Source organism: Acinetobacter sp. 12966, assembly GCF_031196995.1.
In the GTDB taxonomy this organism is placed as follows: domain Bacteria; phylum Pseudomonadota; class Gammaproteobacteria; order Pseudomonadales; family Moraxellaceae; genus Acinetobacter; species Acinetobacter geminorum.
The window spans coordinates 60,559-77,922 of record NZ_JAVIMC010000071.1 but is presented as its reverse complement, the minus strand read 5'-3'; the positions used below and the strand labels follow the sequence as shown (position 1 = coordinate 77,922).

12 protein-coding genes and 1 pseudogene are annotated in these 17,364 nt (G+C 40.9%); 8 read left to right on the top strand and 5 right to left on the bottom strand.

What is annotated here, in order from left to right; translation table 11 throughout:
• Nucleotides 1-25: 25 nt before the first annotated feature.
• Both RFW85_RS11255 and RFW85_RS11250 read right to left on the bottom strand, forming a co-directional pair.
• Nucleotides 26-1,228: an acetate/propionate family kinase gene (locus tag RFW85_RS11255; RefSeq protein ID WP_005079149.1), complete on the bottom strand. Its 1,203-nt coding sequence runs from the start codon at nucleotides 1,226-1,228 to the stop codon at nucleotides 26-28.
• Nucleotides 1,210-1,329: pseudogene (locus RFW85_RS11250) on the bottom strand (hypothetical protein). Before RFW85_RS11250 ends, RFW85_RS11255 begins: the two are co-directional and overlap by 19 nt.
• 659 nt (nucleotides 1,330-1,988) lie before the next feature.
• Here RFW85_RS11250 and edd point away from each other — a divergent pair.
• The 5 genes from edd (at nucleotide 1,989) to RFW85_RS11225 (ending at nucleotide 8,363) form a co-directional block, all read left to right on the top strand.
• Nucleotides 1,989-3,842 (top strand): phosphogluconate dehydratase, encoded by a 1,854-nt coding sequence (gene edd, locus RFW85_RS11245; protein WP_309171547.1) that lies wholly within the window; start codon nucleotides 1,989-1,991, stop codon nucleotides 3,840-3,842.
• A 20-nt stretch (nucleotides 3,843-3,862) separates the two neighbouring features.
• Nucleotides 3,863-4,492: a bifunctional 4-hydroxy-2-oxoglutarate aldolase/2-dehydro-3-deoxy-phosphogluconate aldolase gene (eda, locus tag RFW85_RS11240; protein ID WP_009390833.1), complete on the top strand. Its 630-nt coding sequence runs from the start codon at nucleotides 3,863-3,865 to the stop codon at nucleotides 4,490-4,492.
• A gap of 185 nt (nucleotides 4,493-4,677) precedes the next feature.
• Nucleotides 4,678-6,036, top strand: coding sequence for a gluconate:H+ symporter (locus RFW85_RS11235; RefSeq protein WP_002115035.1), 1,359 nt, complete (start codon nucleotides 4,678-4,680; stop codon nucleotides 6,034-6,036).
• Nucleotides 6,037-6,053: 17 nt separating this feature from the next.
• Complete coding sequence (locus tag RFW85_RS11230) at nucleotides 6,054-6,566, top strand: gluconokinase (protein ID WP_170247638.1); 513 nt, start codon at nucleotides 6,054-6,056, stop codon at nucleotides 6,564-6,566.
• 168 nt (nucleotides 6,567-6,734) lie between these two features.
• Nucleotides 6,735-8,363 (top strand): NADP-dependent glyceraldehyde-3-phosphate dehydrogenase, encoded by a 1,629-nt coding sequence (locus RFW85_RS11225; protein ID WP_170247639.1) that lies wholly within the window; start codon nucleotides 6,735-6,737, stop codon nucleotides 8,361-8,363.
• 117 nt (nucleotides 8,364-8,480) lie between these two features.
• On the opposite strand, the gene RFW85_RS11220 is transcribed toward RFW85_RS11225, so the two are convergent.
• Entirely contained in the window at nucleotides 8,481-9,746 is a 1,266-nt protein-coding gene (locus RFW85_RS11220; protein WP_170247640.1) for a glutamate-5-semialdehyde dehydrogenase, read from the bottom strand.
• A 299-nt stretch (nucleotides 9,747-10,045) separates the two neighbouring features.
• Here RFW85_RS11220 and RFW85_RS11215 point away from each other — a divergent pair, with 299 nt between their 5' ends.
• Nucleotides 10,046-11,359: an alpha/beta fold hydrolase gene (locus RFW85_RS11215; RefSeq protein ID WP_216076483.1), complete on the top strand. Its 1,314-nt coding sequence runs from the start codon at nucleotides 10,046-10,048 to the stop codon at nucleotides 11,357-11,359.
• 55 nt (nucleotides 11,360-11,414) lie between these two features.
• On the opposite strand, the gene RFW85_RS11210 is transcribed toward RFW85_RS11215, so the two are convergent.
• Both RFW85_RS11210 and nagZ read right to left on the bottom strand, forming a co-directional pair.
• Nucleotides 11,415-12,257, bottom strand: coding sequence for a class I SAM-dependent methyltransferase (locus RFW85_RS11210; RefSeq protein ID WP_170247641.1), 843 nt, complete (start codon nucleotides 12,255-12,257; stop codon nucleotides 11,415-11,417).
• 275 nt (nucleotides 12,258-12,532) lie between these two features.
• A complete protein-coding gene (gene nagZ / locus RFW85_RS11205) occupies nucleotides 12,533-13,552 on the bottom strand; it encodes a beta-N-acetylhexosaminidase (protein ID WP_170247642.1) in 1,020 nt (339 codons plus the stop codon).
• 192 nt (nucleotides 13,553-13,744) lie between these two features.
• On the opposite strand from nagZ, the gene RFW85_RS11200 reads away from it, so the two are divergent.
• Both RFW85_RS11200 and RFW85_RS11195 read left to right on the top strand, forming a co-directional pair.
• Nucleotides 13,745-15,928, top strand: coding sequence for a carboxy terminal-processing peptidase (locus RFW85_RS11200; protein ID WP_086265035.1), 2,184 nt, complete (start codon nucleotides 13,745-13,747; stop codon nucleotides 15,926-15,928).
• Nucleotides 15,929-16,066: 138 nt separating this feature from the next.
• Entirely contained in the window at nucleotides 16,067-17,356 is a 1,290-nt protein-coding gene (locus RFW85_RS11195; RefSeq protein ID WP_130173286.1) for a glycosyltransferase family 1 protein, read from the top strand.
• The last annotated feature ends 8 nt before the right edge of the window (nucleotides 17,357-17,364 follow it).

Below are 17,364 nucleotides of genomic sequence, written 5' to 3'. Positions count from 1 at the left end.
ATATCGAGTTTTCGCTAGGATCTGATTAAGCAAGGCTTGCTACAGATGCTGTATTTTCTGCCGCTTCAACAACTTGACGAGTTTCTTTGGCAATACGGCCTTCTTCGTCTGTAGGAATGACCCAAATTTGAGGACCTGTTCCATTGTCGATTCGACCTTCGGTGCCACGCTTTAAGTTATTGTTTTGATCTTTATCAAGCTGCAAACCAAAATGAGGTAAATAAGCTAAGGTTTTTTCACGAATATAGGCTGAGTTCTCGCCAATACCGCCCGTGAAGATTAAGCCGTCTAAAGTTGGTAAACCACAGCTTAATGCAGCAAGTGATTTTGCAAGGCGATAGCTAAACACTTCAATTGCAAGACAAGCATCTTCATTACCATTTTCAGCCGCTTCAATCACTGTACGCATGTCGTTAGACAATTGCGATAAGCCAAGTAAGCCACTTTCGTTATTTAAAACTTTATCAATTTTTGCTAAGTCCCAACCGAGGTTTTTAGCAAGGAAGCTGTGTAAGCTTGGATCAACGTCACCACTACGCGTTCCCATTACCACACCTTCAAGTGGAGTAAGACCCATAGAGGTATCAACACTTTGTCCATTCCATACTGCGCAAGTTGAACTGCCGTTTCCTAGGTGCGCTGTTAACCATCCACCCTTTTTCAGGTTACCTGCTAGCTCACTCGCTTTGTCAGATACATAAGCATGGCTTGTACCATGGAAGCCATAACGGCGGACGTTGTGGTCAGTATATAAAAACTTAGGAATTGCATAACGGTATGCATGTGGTGGCATGGTTTGATGGAAGGCAGTGTCGAATACGGCAACTTGAGGTAATTCAGGAAATAGACGTACGGTTGCGTCAATACCAATTAAATGTGCTGGGTTGTGAAGTGGGGCTAAAGGTGTCGCAGCACGAATACGTTCGATAATTTCAGGAGTGAGTAATTCTGCTTTGGTTAAACTGCCACCGTGTACAACACGATGTCCGATTGCCTGCGGTTTGTAGTTGGCAAGACGTGCAAGTAAAGTTTCTAAAGCTTTGGCATGGTCAGCATAAGGGATTGAAAGTTCAAGTGGTTCACCACCTACTGTAATTCCCTTAATACGAGCATCAGCTGCCCCCAAGTTTTCTGCTAAACCGTAAATACGATCTTCACGACGCTCTGAAACCAGTGCGTATTTAATAGATGAAGAGCCGCAATTGATAACTAATACTGATGTAGCCACGTTGAAATACCCAAGTCCTGATTTAAAATAGTTTTCCTAACTTCCTATTCAAGATGTATTATTTTTTGATACAGATTGAACGGGTTGTCATGTTTTAGCATGTGTTGTTTTTCTGTCCAAGATAGACTTTAGCCCATTAGACTTAAGAACTATCGACCATCAAATTATTTGCAACTAATATCTGTCCAGTATAAAGCTTAACCACTGTATTCCTTGTTTTTTTGTAGAAGAATTAAACAGTTTTTTGTATATATTTATGAAAGGTAAATTTTGAATTGATGTAATTTTCAAATATTCGGTATAAATTTTTTAAAGTAAAAGAATTGCTGTTATTTTAATCAAACCCGATGGGTATATTACAAATAATATACGTAACTGGAATTAAGTTTTAATCGCTTATATATAAGTTAAAAAGAATAAATCATAAACATTTTTAATATAAAACTCAGTATAAAAAGTCGGTATCTGTACATTTATAAAGATATTTCATTGCATTGATATTATGAGAATTTTCTCATAGTTTTTAGAGTGTAATATACCTGTAAATATAGTCCAAAATAAAACCCTTCACTTGTTTATAACTTAAACATTATTTGTCTTTAATACTCATGCTTGGGTATTCCCGTAAAGTTGACTAGGGCTTGCATGTCGCTTTTTGCCTTAATAATATTGTTCCTCCCCCTTACCAAATGATTATGAAATATATCATTTGGTCTATTTTTTATGTTCCGGCTTATCCGGTTGTACAGGAGCGTCCAGCATGGACTTGCCGAATCCAATATTGGCAAAAGTGACCGAGCGTGTAATAGCACGTAGTCAAAAAACTCGTTCTGCATATTTACAACGTATTGAACATGCACAAGGCAAATTTCCTGCCCGTGGAGCACTTTCATGTGCCAATCTGGCTCATGGTTTTGCCAGTATGGAAGATAATGAAAAATTAATTATTAAAGTAGGCCGTGAACCAAATATTGGCATCGTATCTTCGTATAACGAAATGCTGTCGGCGCACGCACCTTATAAAACATTTCCAGATTTAATTAAAAGTGCCGCTCGCGAAAATGGTGGCGTAGCACAATTTGCAGGTGGCGTTCCTGCGATGTGTGACGGTATTACCCAAGGTAATGCTGGCATGGAACTATCATTGTTTTCTCGTGAAACCATTGCGATGAGTACAGCGATTGCATTGTCTCATAACATGTTTGACGCAGCTTTATGTCTTGGGGTTTGCGATAAGATCGTGCCGGGCTTGCTCATTGGTGCTTTGCAGTTTGGCTATTTACCTACTATTTTTGTGCCAGCTGGACCAATGACCAGTGGTCTATCTAACGATGAGAAAGCCAAAATTCGTCAGCAATTTGCAACGGGGCAGGTTGGACGAGATGCTTTGTTAGAAGCTGAGTCAGCTGCTTATCATGGACAAGGGACTTGTACTTTTTATGGTACAGCCAACAGTAATCAGATGCTGATGGAAGTCATGGGTTTGCATTTGCCAAGTGCTGCATTTGTTCATCCTCATACACCATTACGTGATGCACTCACCGCAGAAGCTGCGATTCGTGTACTTGATTTGACAGTTGAGCGTGGAAACTACACGCCGATTGGTCATGTTGTCGATGAAAAAGCAATTATAAACGGTATTGTGGCGTTACTCGCTACAGGTGGTTCAACGAACCATACTTTGCATTTGATTGCGATTGCTCGTGCCGCTGGCATCTTGATTGACTGGGATGACTTCGATGAGTTGTCGGCTGTTGTTCCATTACTCGCAAAAATCTATCCAAATGGTAAGGCGGATGTAAACCATTTCCAAGCTGCGGGTGGAGTAGCTTTCCTCATTCGTAATCTACTTGAAGCTGGCTTATTACATAACGATGTAACGACTGTAGCTGGTAAAGGTTTGCAGCATTACACCAAAGAACCGAAACTGATTGATGGTAAGCTCACTTGGGTTGACGGTGTGGTTCAAAGCCTTGATGACAAAGTTTTACGTAGCATTGATGCGCCGTTTCAAGCAGATGGTGGCTTGCGTTTAATGCAGGGTCGCCTTGGCCGTGGCGTAATCAAGATTTCTGCTGTTGCGCCAGAACATCGCAAAGTTAAAGCTCCAGCAATTGTGTTTGATTCGCAAGAAGCAGTGCAAGCTGCATTTGATCGTGGTGAATTACACAGAGACTTTATTGCGGTTGTTCGTTTCCAGGGTGCACGTGCGAATGGTATGCCTGAATTGCATCGTTTAACGCCTGTGTTGGGGGTTTTACAAGATCAAGGTTTCCATGTTGCTTTAGTCACTGATGGCCGTATGTCTGGTGCTTCAGGTAAAGTTCCGGCGGTCATTCATTTATCTCCTGAAGCCTTATTAAATGGGCCGATTGCTAAAGTTCAAACAGGCGATATGTTAATCATTGATGCTGAAGCTGGTGTACTTGATGTCGAAATAGATGACGTTGTATGGCAGTCGCGCCCTGTTGCACAGCCAGAACATCAGGCAGAAAACGAAGTTGGCTTTGGCCGTGAATTATTTGGTGTTTTCCGTGCTGCTGCTGCGCCAGCTGAACATGGAGCATCTGTGTTTGGTGCATTGGTTGGTGAAAATTCACCAGAGCAGATTTGAATCAAAGGAACTGAAAAATAATGATTAAAATTGAAGATATCGTCAAATTAGGCCCAGTCATCCCTGTATTGGCATTTGATTCTGCCGAGCAAGGTGAGGATGTATCACGTGCTTTACATGCAGGTGGCGTGAAAGTCCTTGAAATTACCTTACGTACCGCTGCTGGTCTTGCTGCTATCGAGCGTGCTAGCCAATTGGCTGATGACATTGTGGTGGGTGTAGGAACAATTACCAAACCAGAACACTGTGCTCAAGCCAAAAAAGCAGGCGCTCAATTTGGGGTATCTCCTGGTTTGACTAAAGATCTGCATTTGGCTGCGCAAGATGCTGGTTTACCTCTATTGCCTGGTGTGATGACACCAAGTGACCTGATTCAAGCGATTGAATTGGGTTATGACATTGTGAAGTTCTTCCCAGCTCAACAAGCAGGTGGCGTTGAGATGCTAAAAGCATTTTATGGTCCATTTCCAAACTTGCGCTTTTGTCCGACTGGTGGAATTACGGCAGAGTCAGCGCCAGATTTCTTAAAACAACCTAACGTGGTTTGTGTAGGTGGTTCATGGTTAACACCTAAAGCTACTGTAGCTGCCCAAGACTGGGCTGAAATTACTCGCTTGGCACAAATTGCGAGTCAGTTGAGAGCTTTGTAAATGTAGACAATATTTATAAAAAATGAAGTGCATTCTATGTGCTTTAAAGGCTGTATTGATGTGACCAGTTTGTGCTGGTCACACCTAAATATAAAAATTTAATGTCTTAACAGTAGGAATTACTGTGGTTGAAGACCCTTGTTTAGGCAGTGTGCCTAAATAATTATTCCAAGGAGAAGTGTCCCATGGAGACGGTTCAGGGTGGCATGTTACTGATCTACACTGTAATCGCGATTATTGCTTTAGTGGTCATGATCGCGAAGTTTAGAATTTATCCATTTTTAGTTCTTATTATTGTTTCACTCGGTTTAGCCTTGGCTGTTGGCATGCCAATGGGTGATATTGTTAAGTCTTATGAAGCCGGTACAGGTAAAACCTTAGGTCACCTTGCGATTGTAATCGCACTCGGAACGATGCTCGGTAAAATGATGGCCGAGTCTGGTGGTGCAGAGCGAATAGCAATTACTTTAATTAAGTGGTTTGGTGAGAAAAATATTCACTGGGCTATGATGTTTATTGCCCTTATTGTTGGCCTTCCCGTATTTTTCGAAGTAGGTTTCGTTCTACTCATTCCAATTGCGTTCAACATTGCTAAACGGACAGGCAAATCTTTATTAGTTGTTGGCCTGCCAATGGTTGCAGGTTTATCGGTTGTGCATGGCTTAATTCCACCACATCCAGCAGCATTGTTGGCAGTACAGGCTTATCATGCTGATATTGGTAAAACGATTGCTTATAGTCTGATCGTTGGTGTGCCAACAGCTATTGTTGCTGGACCATTGTATGCACTTTGGATTAATAAATACGTTAAATTGCCCGAAAATAATCCGTTAGCGAAGCAGTTTATTGAAGCAGATACGAATAGAACTCGTGAGCTACCAAGCTTTGGGATTACCTTATTCACAATTATGCTGCCTGTAGTATTAATGCTGGTTGGAAGCTGGGCTGATCTGTTCTTTGCACCACAGACTTTCGCAAATGATTTGCTACGTTTTATTGGTACTTCTGATATCGCATTACTCATTGCCGTACTGGTCAGCTTTATTACCTTTGGTACGATGCAGGGCTTTAACCGTGAACAAATTGAAAAATTCTGCGGTGGATGTTTAGCTTCTATTGCAGGGATTATGTTGATTGTAGGTGCAGGTGGTGGTTTTGGCGGCATTTTGCGTGATACTGGTATTTCTAATGAGATTGTCTCTACAGCGTTGAAAGCAAACCTGTCGCCGTTATTGTTGGGTTGGTTTGTTGCAGCATTAATTCGTTTGGCAACAGGTTCTGCAACGGTGGCTATGGCTACAGCGTGTAGCATTGTTGCTCCAATTGCAGCTACGGCTGGTGTTGCAGTTAGACCAGAACTTTTAGTGCTTGCGACGGGTTCAGGTTCATTAGTTTTCTCACATGTAAATGACGCAGGATTCTGGTTAATCAAAGAATATTTCGGTATGACAGTGGGACAGACGCTCAAGACTTGGTCGGTATTGGAAACGATCATTTCAGTGTTGGGTTTATCTTTTACGCTACTGCTTAGCACTATTTTATAATTAAAGGTGAGTAATCCATGATTGTGATTGCAATGGGTGTCTGTGGAACAGGTAAAACCCTAATTGGTGAATTGTTATCAGAGCGTTTGGCTTGTGAGTTTCTTGATGGAGATACGCTTCATTCAGCTGCAAATAAAAGTAAGATGAGCCAAGGCATTCCTTTAACTGATGAAGACCGCTTGCCATGGTTACAGGCAATTCGTCAGGTCATTGAAACCAAACAAAGAGACGGTGAAACAGCTGTATTTACATGCTCATCTTTAAAGCGAATGTATCGCGATATTTTAAGAGGGCAGGATCAGAATATTAAGTTTGTGTACCTAAAAGGCTCTTATGAGTTATTACAGCAAAGACTGGCAGAAAGATCTGGTCATTTTTTTGACCCAGCGTTGCTACAAACACAGCTAGATACGTTGGAAGAACCTGATATGAATGAAGCAATTGCTATTGATATTGCTCTCACACCAGAACAAATCATTGAGCAAGTCATTCAGAAGCTAGGAATGACTGATAATGTGTGTCGGGGGTAAATTCATCTAGAAAGATTATCAACGCTTTAAGTTATTCACCTTGTGATTTACGGTTCAAGCAAGGTGAATACGGATAATAATAGTGATATTGACCCGAAAAAGACCTGATTACAGTGGACAGTTCGGGGATATATAAAAGACATACGAATAATTAAGGTATTAAGAAGAATGAATCAGTTAAATAATTTACAGCATAAATTCCCAGTAGAGGACAGTATTCCTGAAAGTGTGCGTCTGCCATCTCAAATTCATCAGCGTGTCTCACTAGTGGATGGTGAGTTGAGGTTGTGGGCTGGTGCAACCAAGAAAACATTATCTCCAATCTGGATTCAGCAGCCTGACGGTAGCCTACAGCAAGTTGAACTTGGTAGTTATCCAGTCATGGGTGAAAAAGAAAGTGATGAAGCGTTAGAGGCAGCGGTACGAGCTTACAACAATGGTCGTGGCGAATGGCCAATGATGAAGGTTGGTGAGCGCATTGCCTGTATGCAAAATTTTATTCAGCGCATGGTGGAGCAGCGAGATCTGATCATTAAGCTGATCATGTGGGAAATTGGCAAAAGCTTGGCTGATTCAGAGAAAGAGTTTGACCGTACGATTACCTACATGCGTCAAACGATAGATGCTCTGAAAGATCTGGATAATGCCAACTCTCGCTTTGTCATGGCTGAAGGTACGATTGGTCAAATTCGTCGTACTCCACTAGGCGTAGTGTTGTGTATGGGGCCATACAACTACCCACTGAATGAAACTTTTGCGACTCTGATCCCAGCCATGCTGATGGGTAATACCATCATTTTTAAACCACCTCAATTTGGGACCTTGTTGTTCGAACCATTACTAGAAGCGTTTCGTGACTCATTTCCAAAAGGTGTGATCAATACCATTTATGCACCAGGTTCTTTAGTGGTGCCGCATTTGCTGGCATCTGGGCAAATTAATGTGCTGGCACTGATTGGTTCTAGTAAAGTAGCTGATCACTTGAAGAAGCAACACCCTAAATCTCACCGTCTGCGGGCAATTTTGGGGTTGGATGCGAAGAATGCAGCTATTATTTTGCCGGATGCCGACTTGGATCTGACAGTGAAAGAGTGTCTGCTGGGTGCATTGTCGTTTAATGGTCAGCGTTGTACCGCGCTCAAAATGCTGATGGTACATCGCTCGATAGCCGATGAATTTGTTAACCGCTTAACGACTGAACTAGCTAAACTGAAAGTTGGTATGCCATGGGAAAAGGGTGTATTTATTACGCCGCTACCTGGTATGCACCGTACAGCCTACATGACTGACGTCATTGAAGATGCCGTGGCTAAAGGGGCTCAAGTAGTTAATCCGGAAGGTGGTGAATTCTGCAAAACAATGTTCTATCCAGCCGTGGTTTATCCAGTGACTGAGGGGATGAGACTGTATCGTGAAGAACAGTTTGGTCCAGTGATACCAGTCTCTGTTTATGATGACATTGAAACTGTACTGGAATATGTCACGACTTCTGATCATGGGCAGCAGGTGAGTATTTTTGGTAGCGACCCTGAGCAAATTGGTCATTTAGTTGATCCGTTGGTCCATCAGGTCTGCCGTGTAAACATCAACTGTCAATGTCAGCGTGGCCCTGATGTGTTCCCATTTGGTGGTCGTAAAGATTCTGCGGAAGGTACATTGTCTGTGCATGATGCGCTTCGTGCATTCTCGATCCGTTCAATGATTGCTGCTAAACAGACAGATGATAGCAAAGGCATGTTGGCCTCTATGGTGTCTGAACACTACTCTAAATTTGTGAATACCGACTTTATTTTCTAATAAATATACGATTAAGAAAAACCAGCCTTCGGGTTGGTTTTTTATAGTGACTCATAACTTGAATAATAAAAAACGCCTGATCAAGATCAGGCGTTTTTGTTTGAACCAATAGATTAATTATTGACGAATTTGACCGTCACCTAACACAATCCATTTTTGAGAAGTTAAGCCTTCTAAACCAACTGGACCACGGGCATGAATTTTATCTGTAGAGATACCAATTTCTGCTCCTAAGCCATATTCGAAACCGTCAGCAAAACGAGTTGAAGCATTGATTACAACTGAGCTTGAATCTACACGAGCCAAGAACTGACGAGCTAAAGTGTAGTTTTCAGTCACAATTGCATCGGTGTGATGTGAACCATATTTGTTGATATGGTCAATTGCTTCATCAATACCGCTAACCACTTTAATAGCAAGAATTGGCCCTAAATATTCGGTATACCAATCTTCTTCTGTCGCAGGTTTTACAGAGGCACCCAAAATACGGCGTGTCTCTGGACAACCGCGTAATTCAACTTGTTTTTCAGCATACAGTTCAGCAATGTGCGGTAAGAAAACATCGGCAATTTTTTCATCAACGAGCAAAGTTTCCATCGCATTACAAACGCCATAACGATGTGTTTTGGCATTTAAAGTAATTGGTAATGCTTTTTGCAAGTCTGCCTGTGCTTCAACAAATACATGGCAGTTACCATCAAGATGTTTAATGACAGGAATACGCGCTTCATTGGTTACGCGCTCAATTAAGCTTTTACCACCACGTGGAACAATAACATCAACATATTCAGCCATTGTAATAAGATGACCAACAGCTGCACGGTCAGTGGTTTCAATGACTTGCACGGAATGTTCAGGTAAACCAGTAACTTTTAAGCCATGCTTAATAGCTTCTGCGATTGCTTTATTTGACTCGAGTGCTTCTGAACCACCGCGTAAAATAATGGCATTGCCTGATTTAATCGCTAAAGATGCAGCTTCAAGTGTTACGTTTGGACGTGATTCGTAAATCATACCAACCACACCTAAAGGTACACGCATTTTTCCAATTTGAATGCCTGTGGGGCGATATGCAAGATCAGTAATTTCCCCAATTGGATCGACAAGCGCGATCACATCTTTTAAACCTTGCAACATCCCTTTAAAGCGTGCGGGCGTAAGCTCAAGACGATCAAGTAAGGCACTGTCGAGCTGGTTGCTACGACCTTTATCCATGTCGATTTGATTCGCCGCCAAGATTGCTGCCTGATTATTTTCCAAAGCAGTATAAATAGCAGAGAGTGCATGATTTTTTAGTGAGGTAGAAGCACTTGTTAAGACGCGTGAGGCCTCGCGTGCTTGTTGCCCAACTTTTTGCATATATTGTTCAATTGAATCTTGCATAGCATTTTTTAATCATTTACCAATGAGTAAGATAGTAGCAGTCAAATGCGGAACAATGAATGGCTTTTTTTGAAAAATGTGACCGCCATAAAAAAACATTTAAATATTTTGCAAACTATTAGCGGCTTAAACAAGATGAGCGGTCATTTCAGCGATTGCGTATATTTCAGACAATTGTTTAGAATGTTATTGTGCAATACAAACTAATACAAATTTTAAAGATTTGTGCATAAAAGATTACGTGTTCAAGAAGGAACTCTTGCAGCATAAAAAAATTACAGCAAGGAGGAAGCAAGGATATGAATTCCATTATTCAAATGGATTCGGAGATCAACCAAGCTTATGCCGGTTTTGGCTTTTTCGATATCTACCATAGAGATAGTTTTAAGCAACCTGCTCGTACAACATGGATTGACGGTTGGAAAATTGAATATATGGCAATTGCCGATCCAAAAACGATTCACAAAACACCGATTGTGATTGTTGGTGGTGCTTTCCAGAATTTTAATTCTTATAAATATTGTGTTGAACAGTTGTTTGAAAGTGGTCCTGTTATTTTAATCGATTTACCTTCGATGGGTGCAAATCAGCAAATTACTAATCGCGATACAGGAGTATCTGCGGGAACTTTAGAACTACCTGATTTATCTGAAATGTTAGGACGTTGGTTAGATATCGTTGGAATACAAAAAGTTTCTGTGATGGGAATGTCTTTAGGGTCTGTGATTGCCTCTTGTTTTGCTCATCATCGTCCCGACCTGATGGATCGTATGATCTTGATGGGGGTTATGCAAAAGACTCGTAAAAGTTGGCGAATGATTTTGGAAGAATCGCTCAAACTCATGCAAGAAAACCGTATGGAAGAGTTTGGACAAGCTGTCATTTTGTATTTGGTGAATCATGCAAAATTAGATAAAACTCGTATGTCACCAACTGCTAAGAAGTTGTTTTTTAGACAAATGGCTGAATTTACAGGGACTGAGCGGGAGCGTTATGAAATTAACTGTAATCGCCTTTTGCGTTTAACAGATGTACCTATTCCAGAGTGCAAAACGCTAGTTGCAGCAGGGCAATACGATAGTTTTACTCTGCCTCATGAAAATGCCAATTTTGCGTTGCAATGTCCTGATATGGAATTTGCCCTTATTGCAAACGCAGATCATGTACCGCAGCTACAGCGTCGTAAAGAAACTATGAGTTTGTTCACTTCATTTTTAAAAGGTGAATCTATCCAAAATCTGGATGGTATTATTCCAATGACGCGTTACCAAATGCAAAAAATGGAACGTCGTGGTGAGGAGCGAGTCCCAGTTTTACAACCGCATACTCAACTTACCCATAGAGAGTTTGATGTACAGGTCCCTGTATCAATTGTTGATGTGACTTTCTTCGGTATGTATTTAAAAATGAATGATGTTTCGCAGCTTGATTTTGTGAATGACCATCCACGCGATTTGGCACTTCATTTAGAAGATGAAGAAGGTAGTTTTGCGATTGAGTGCTTAATTTTTGAAAGTACAGCGCAGGGTATTCGAGCTTTATTTAAACATGGTAGTTTTGAGCTTGCTGATCGGTTAAGCCGTTTTATTGCTCGTCAAAAACAAGCAGCTTAATAATATATTTATAGATGGGAGCTCGTTTATTTCGAGCTTCCATTTTTTATATTTATTATTTTATTTGAGAATGAATAATCCAGACTAAATCCCCTAAATGCTCTTCATGGTTATCTTGAGAAACTTGCCCAAAGAATATTTGTGGCTGTTCAATAGTAACTTGCCCAAACTCTGTATCTTTAAAAAAGTCTTTAACCTCTTGTGGACTTTTGAAATGAAAACTAAAAGAACTGCGAGACATTATTTTAAGTAACTTACTACTATTCCAAATAATACTGGCGAGTTTGTTTTTAATAGGTTCAGGGTAGAGGTCAGTTAAATAATGAAAATTTTTAAAAGAAGCGCCATAGTGAGCAATCGATTGGATCAATTGTTTTAGTAAATCTTTATCAAAATAATTAATTAAACCTTCACTAATTACAACCAATGGGCGGTTCGGGTCAAATACTTCAAATGCTTGTGCAAAAGCGTCTGTAAATAAATCAACTGATAAAACTTCAGGCGCATTTTTTTCAATTTGCTGAAGTGCATTTTGTTTGGTTTGTGCCATATCGGGTAAATCAAGCTCCCGATAGGTAATAGAAGGGTAATGCTGTCTAAACCACCAGCCACGTGGCGACAGGCCACATGCTATTTCTAGAACTTGTAAATCAGGATTTTCTTGAATTAATTTTTCTAAATGATGATCAAGCATGGTGTGGCGTTGTTTTAGTGTGGTGCGCATGCTGCCACCCACATATTTTTCTGCCCATGATTCTAGCGGGTGAACCAAATACGCCAGTGATTTTCCTTTAGCTGTAGCAAGTGCTTCGTGAGAAATCCCCATTTGGTACCAGATATAGCCGGTATAGTGTGCAGTAAAAGAAATATGGCGGTGTTTTGAAAGTTGTTGTGTCATTCGTCCTGAACTCGGTTTATTGTTTTTCTGTGATCTTCATTATTCATAACAATGAAGAGGTATGTTGAATGAACCTGCATGACGGAGTCCTGTCAATTAGGTTAGCATTCTGAGATGAACTTTCAGTTGGAGTTACTTTTCTTTCGGGAAAAGTAACCAAAACCATTGTCATCTGCAAAACCTGTTAGATGCATCCATTTGTCTTATATATTGCAAATACAATACTTATTTAAGAACTACGCAGGTTGCAGATGACGCTTCCACGTATCCGTAATTTAGAATGAATTTTTAAACTCTTCAATGGCTGTTTTGACAGCTTGCCACTCATTTCCAAGCGATAAAGTTTCACCAATCTGAATTTGTGGAATTTGGCCACGCATGCGTTCTAAACGCTGTTGATTTGGCAGTGCTAAGTTTGTAATACCTTCGAGCGCTATACAGGCTGCACTTCGATCATTACACACCAGCCCCATGTCACACCCAGCCGCTAGAGCAGCCTGAATACGAGCATCTGCACCACCTGCGACACATGCAGCCTGCATGCTTAAGTCATCAGAGAAAAGTACACCATTAAAATTCAAACGTTTGCGTAGAACTTCTTGAATCCAGAAAGGTGAAAAACCTGCTGGATTTGGATCAACTTGATCATAAATCACATGTGCAGGCATGAGCGCATCTAGCTGAGGCATAAGCTTAATGAAGCTTTGCATATCATGGTTGTAAATTTCGTCATAGCTACGACTGTCGATTGCGGCCGCAACATGAGAGTCAGCTTTTACTGAACCATGACCCGGGAAGTGCTTGCCTGTATTTGCCATGCCGGCTTTTTTCATACCTTGCATAAATGCGCCTGCAAGCGGGGCAATATCATCAATATTTTTAGAGAAGCCACGGTCACCAATTACATCACTAATAGCATTCAGGTCTAGAACTGGCGCAAAACTGAAATCGATGCCGACAGCAAGAACTTCAGTTGCCATTAACCAACCGCATTGATCAGCTAATTGAAGAGCCTTTTGGGGTTGAGTTAAATATAACTCTCCGAAACGACCCATGGCTGGTAATAGGGTGAAACCTGATCTTAGGCGCTGAACTCGGCCACCTTCTTGGTCAACAGCAATCAAAATATCTGGGCGAATTTGACGCATATGGTCGGTTAAAGCACGCACTTGTTGTGGAGATTCAATATTTCGTGCAAATAAAATCATGCCACCGACTTGCGGAGCGCGTAATAGTTCAATATCTTCTTGAGTAAGTTCTGTGCCGGCGATGTCCAGCATCAATGCGCCAATCATATTGGTTCCATTTGAATTTTGATTGAAAAACAATAAGCGAATTTTGCAATGTTTTGCTACATTTTGTCAGTACAGAATATGATAAAACTACACGGTATAAACAATTTAGTTGGTTAAGATTTTGAATCTGCTTAGTTCATATCGAAAACAGAGCGTGTAAGATAGGAACACCCAAGGAAGTATTAAAAATTTATGAAACTTCAAACTATAGCTTGTGCAGTAGCGATCGCGACTGGCGGTTTATTCTTCTCTCATACGATGAATGAAGCGAGAGCGGCAACCAATACTGCTGCGGTTTCTCAATCAATTCAGCCAACGCAAGAACAGGCTTTGGTGGCTCGCCAACTGGCAACTTTAGTTGATCGTCAACATTATTTAAATATGCGTCTGGATGCGACCACATCAAATCGTATTCTGGATATGTATTTAGATAGTCTTGATCCAGATCACTCACTATTTTTAGATTCTGAAGTTCAAAATTATAAAAAACTATATGGTTCAAATTTTGGTGCTTCATTAAAAGCGGGGAATTTAACTGGACCGTTTGCAATTCATCAGCAATATCGGGAACGCTTAAAACAATTTTATGAGTTCATGTTAGCTGAGTTAAAACAACAGCAAAATTTAAAGCAGCCAAATAGCTATATTGAAGTTGATCGTGAAAAAGCACCGTATTTTAAAACGACTGCTGAGCAACAAAATCATTGGCGCAAAATGTTGGTTTCACAGTTAATCAACTTAACCATTAGCCGTGAAGAAGAGCAGGCGAAACAAAAAGCGCTTAAAGAGAATCCTTCACTTGCAAATGGGCAAGACTTAACTGGCCCAGAAGATTTAACGCCAGCTCAAACGTTAACTAAACGCTATACACGTCAGCTTGAAAGAATTAGTCGTGTAAAAAGCGATGACGTCTTGGACAAAACATTAAATGCAATGTTGGCGACCTATGATCCACATAGTAACTATTACCCGCCAATTGATGCGATCGAACTTAATCGCCAAACGACTTTGCAACTAGAAGGTATTGGGGTGTCGATTCGTCCAGAACGTGGCAACGAAGATTACACAAAGATTGAAACCATTGTAGAAGGTGGTCCTGCAAGTAAGTCTGGTCAAGTGAAATCAGGAGATCGAATCATTGGTGTCGCCCAAGAAGGCGAGAAAATGGTTGATGTGATTGGCTGGACTAGTTCTGAAATTGTTGGACTCATTCGTGGTAAACGTGGAACGAAAGTCACGCTAAAACTTCTTGGTGCTGGTGCGTCAATGAGTCAGGCTCGTAATGTGACTTTAGTACGTGATGTTATCCAGGAAGAAGATGCTGGTGTTCGTTCACGCACAGTTGAAGTAACACGTGATGGTAAAAAGCATGTATTGGGCGTAATCGAAATTCCATCATTCTATTTTGACTATCGTTCACGTCGTGCGGGTAAACAATACCGTTCAGTCTCTGAAGATACTGCAAATGCTTTTGAAGCGCTAAAAGCGAAGAAAGTAGAAGGTATTATTATTGACTTACGTAATGACCCAGGTGGCTCATTAGAAGAAGTTGCACGTATGTTGGGGCAGGTGATTAAGTCTGGTCCGGTTGTACAAATTCGTGATGGCAATGGCAACGTAAGCGTGTTTGAAGATAACGATGGTGGTCAGCAAATTTATACAGGTCCACTCGCGGTATTGGTGAACTTGGCATCGGCATCAGCAAGTGAGATTTACTCTGCTGCAATTCAAGATTATGAGCGCGGTATTATTATTGGTAGTACAACAACTGGTAAGGGTACAGCTCAGGTACAACTTGATACTCTTGCATATGGTCAAGCGACTTTAACTCAGCGTAAGTTTTATCGTATTACTGGTGGTAGTACACAAAATAAAGGTGTAGTGCCAGACATTAAACTCGTCGATATCTATAACGAAGAGTTTGGTGAGCGTAAATCGAAGAATGCATTGAAGTGGGACACAATTCCTACTGCACCATTTAAGCGCGAAGGTTCTGTTCAACCATATGTTACGAAGCTGTCTCAATTCTCTGAACAACGTGTTGCCAATGACGCTCAGTTTAAATATCTAAATAAACGTACTGCGATTGCTAAGGTAACGAGTGATCAAAAACAAGTTGTACTTGATATTGATAAGCGCCGTGCTGAATTGCTTGGTTTAGAGAAACAAACTTTAGATGCAGAGAATGAACGCCGTGCTGCAACGGGTCAAAAGCCTTTTGCAAACTGGGAAAGCTATCAAGCTTCATTAGATGCTCTAGCTGAATCTCGCGCTAAAATGAAAGCATCGCAACGTCCAGCGTTACCAGAAGAAGAAACTTTTGTTACTGAAGCTGCTAATGTGCTCATGGATTATGCAAAATTGCAAAATCGCTAAGAGTTACTAGGATTTAAGAAAAAAGCATGCTGTCATCAGCATGCTTTTTTTATTTTTCATGTCAGTAAACTGTCATGCATTTATCATCAAAATGTCAAAAAAACTGCTTAATCTTTAAGCATGAAAATAAATACATTGATGGATGGCGCTATGCAAAGTTCATACGCGACAGCACTATTAAAACAACAGCAACTTCCTGAAAGCTTCCAATTCTTTTTTAAACAAAAGCAGCAGCTATCTAATGCACATTCATTGCATGATTTGGTGCGCCCACGTTTAAAAATTGCGATTGTGACGGAAACTTGGCCACCCGAAATCAATGGTGTGGCACTATCATTATTACAGTTATGCCAAGGTTTACAAAAACAGGGGCATAAGATTTTACTGATTCGCCCAGAGCAAAAAGCAAAATGCCATGACTTTACACCAGAGCAAGAATGCTTGGTTATGTCACAGGCGATTCCCAAGTATCCAACTTTACAGTTTGGTTGGCCACAATATTTAAAAGTATCGAAAGCTTTTGAAAAGTTTGTCCCAGATGTCGTGCACATTGTGACTGAAGGGCCATTAGGTTTAACTGCCATGCAAGCTGCTAAGGCAAAAGCTATTCCAGTTTCTAGTGGCTTTCATTCACCATTTCAAGACTTTAGTCGATTCTTCGATTTGGCTTTTTTAGTCAAACCGATTCAAAAATATCTTTGCTGGTTTCACAATAACACTCAAGTAACTTGTGTGCCGAGTAAAGATACTCAAGAAGCATTACGAGGTTTCGGTATTACTTGTCCACTGGTTGTCGTTGGGCGTGGCGTAGATACAACAAGATTTTCACCGAAGCATCGCTCTGAAAATTTGCGAAAACAATGGGATGCTGATGAGAATACTCGCGTTATGCTTTATGTGGGGCGTTTGTCTCCTGAAAAAGAAGTGCAAGTACTTATTGAAAGTTACGCGAACCTGCAAAGCATTCAGCCACATAAAACTAAATTAGTTATTGTGGGAGATGGCCCAGATTTTGCTCGTTTAAAGTCACTACCTGAAGCGAAGGGTGTTATCTTTACCGGAAGTCTGAGAGGTCAAGATTTGGCGGTGGCCTATGCGAGTGCAGATGTATTTGTATTTGCGAGTCAAGTTGAAACGTTTGGTAACGTAGTTTTAGAGGCAATGGCAAGCGGTTTACCAGTTATAGCGTATGATTATGCATGTGCACATCAATACTTAACACATGGTGTGAATGGCTGGTTAAGCCCACTTGGACAAAAAAACCACTTTATACAACAAATTTATCAGCTTCCTTCGGTACAACAACTTAGAGAAATGGGCGTACAAGCCTGTCATAAAGTACAGCAAAGCGGTTGGCAACTTCCGGTTCAGCAATTGGAGCAGGCATTTTATCAGGTAGTGAAGGAGCCCTCGTTGGACTTCACCTAAGTATCCTA

Bases quoted from the DNA above. Each gene is read 5' to 3' on its own strand.
- RFW85_RS11215 (WP_216076483.1), top strand. From the start codon at position 10,046: ATGAATTCCATTATTCAAATGGATTCGGAGATCAACCAAGCTTATGCC.
- RFW85_RS11235 (WP_002115035.1), top strand. From the start codon at position 4,678: ATGGAGACGGTTCAGGGTGGCATGTTACTGATCTACACTGTAATCGCG.
- RFW85_RS11200 (WP_086265035.1), top strand. From the start codon at position 13,745: ATGAAACTTCAAACTATAGCTTGTGCAGTAGCGATCGCGACTGGCGGT.
- RFW85_RS11195 (WP_130173286.1), top strand. From the start codon at position 16,067: ATGGATGGCGCTATGCAAAGTTCATACGCGACAGCACTATTAAAACAA.
- RFW85_RS11230 (WP_170247638.1), top strand. From the start codon at position 6,054: ATGATTGTGATTGCAATGGGTGTCTGTGGAACAGGTAAAACCCTAATT.
- RFW85_RS11225 (WP_170247639.1), top strand. From the start codon at position 6,735: ATGAATCAGTTAAATAATTTACAGCATAAATTCCCAGTAGAGGACAGT.
- edd (WP_309171547.1), top strand. From the start codon at position 1,989: ATGGACTTGCCGAATCCAATATTGGCAAAAGTGACCGAGCGTGTAATA.
- nagZ (WP_170247642.1), bottom strand. From the start codon at position 13,552: ATGATTGGCGCATTGATGCTGGACATCGCCGGCACAGAACTTACTCAA.
- RFW85_RS11220 (WP_170247640.1), bottom strand. From the start codon at position 9,746: ATGCAAGATTCAATTGAACAATATATGCAAAAAGTTGGGCAACAAGCA.
- eda (WP_009390833.1), top strand. From the start codon at position 3,863: ATGATTAAAATTGAAGATATCGTCAAATTAGGCCCAGTCATCCCTGTA.
- RFW85_RS11210 (WP_170247641.1), bottom strand. From the start codon at position 12,257: ATGACACAACAACTTTCAAAACACCGCCATATTTCTTTTACTGCACAC.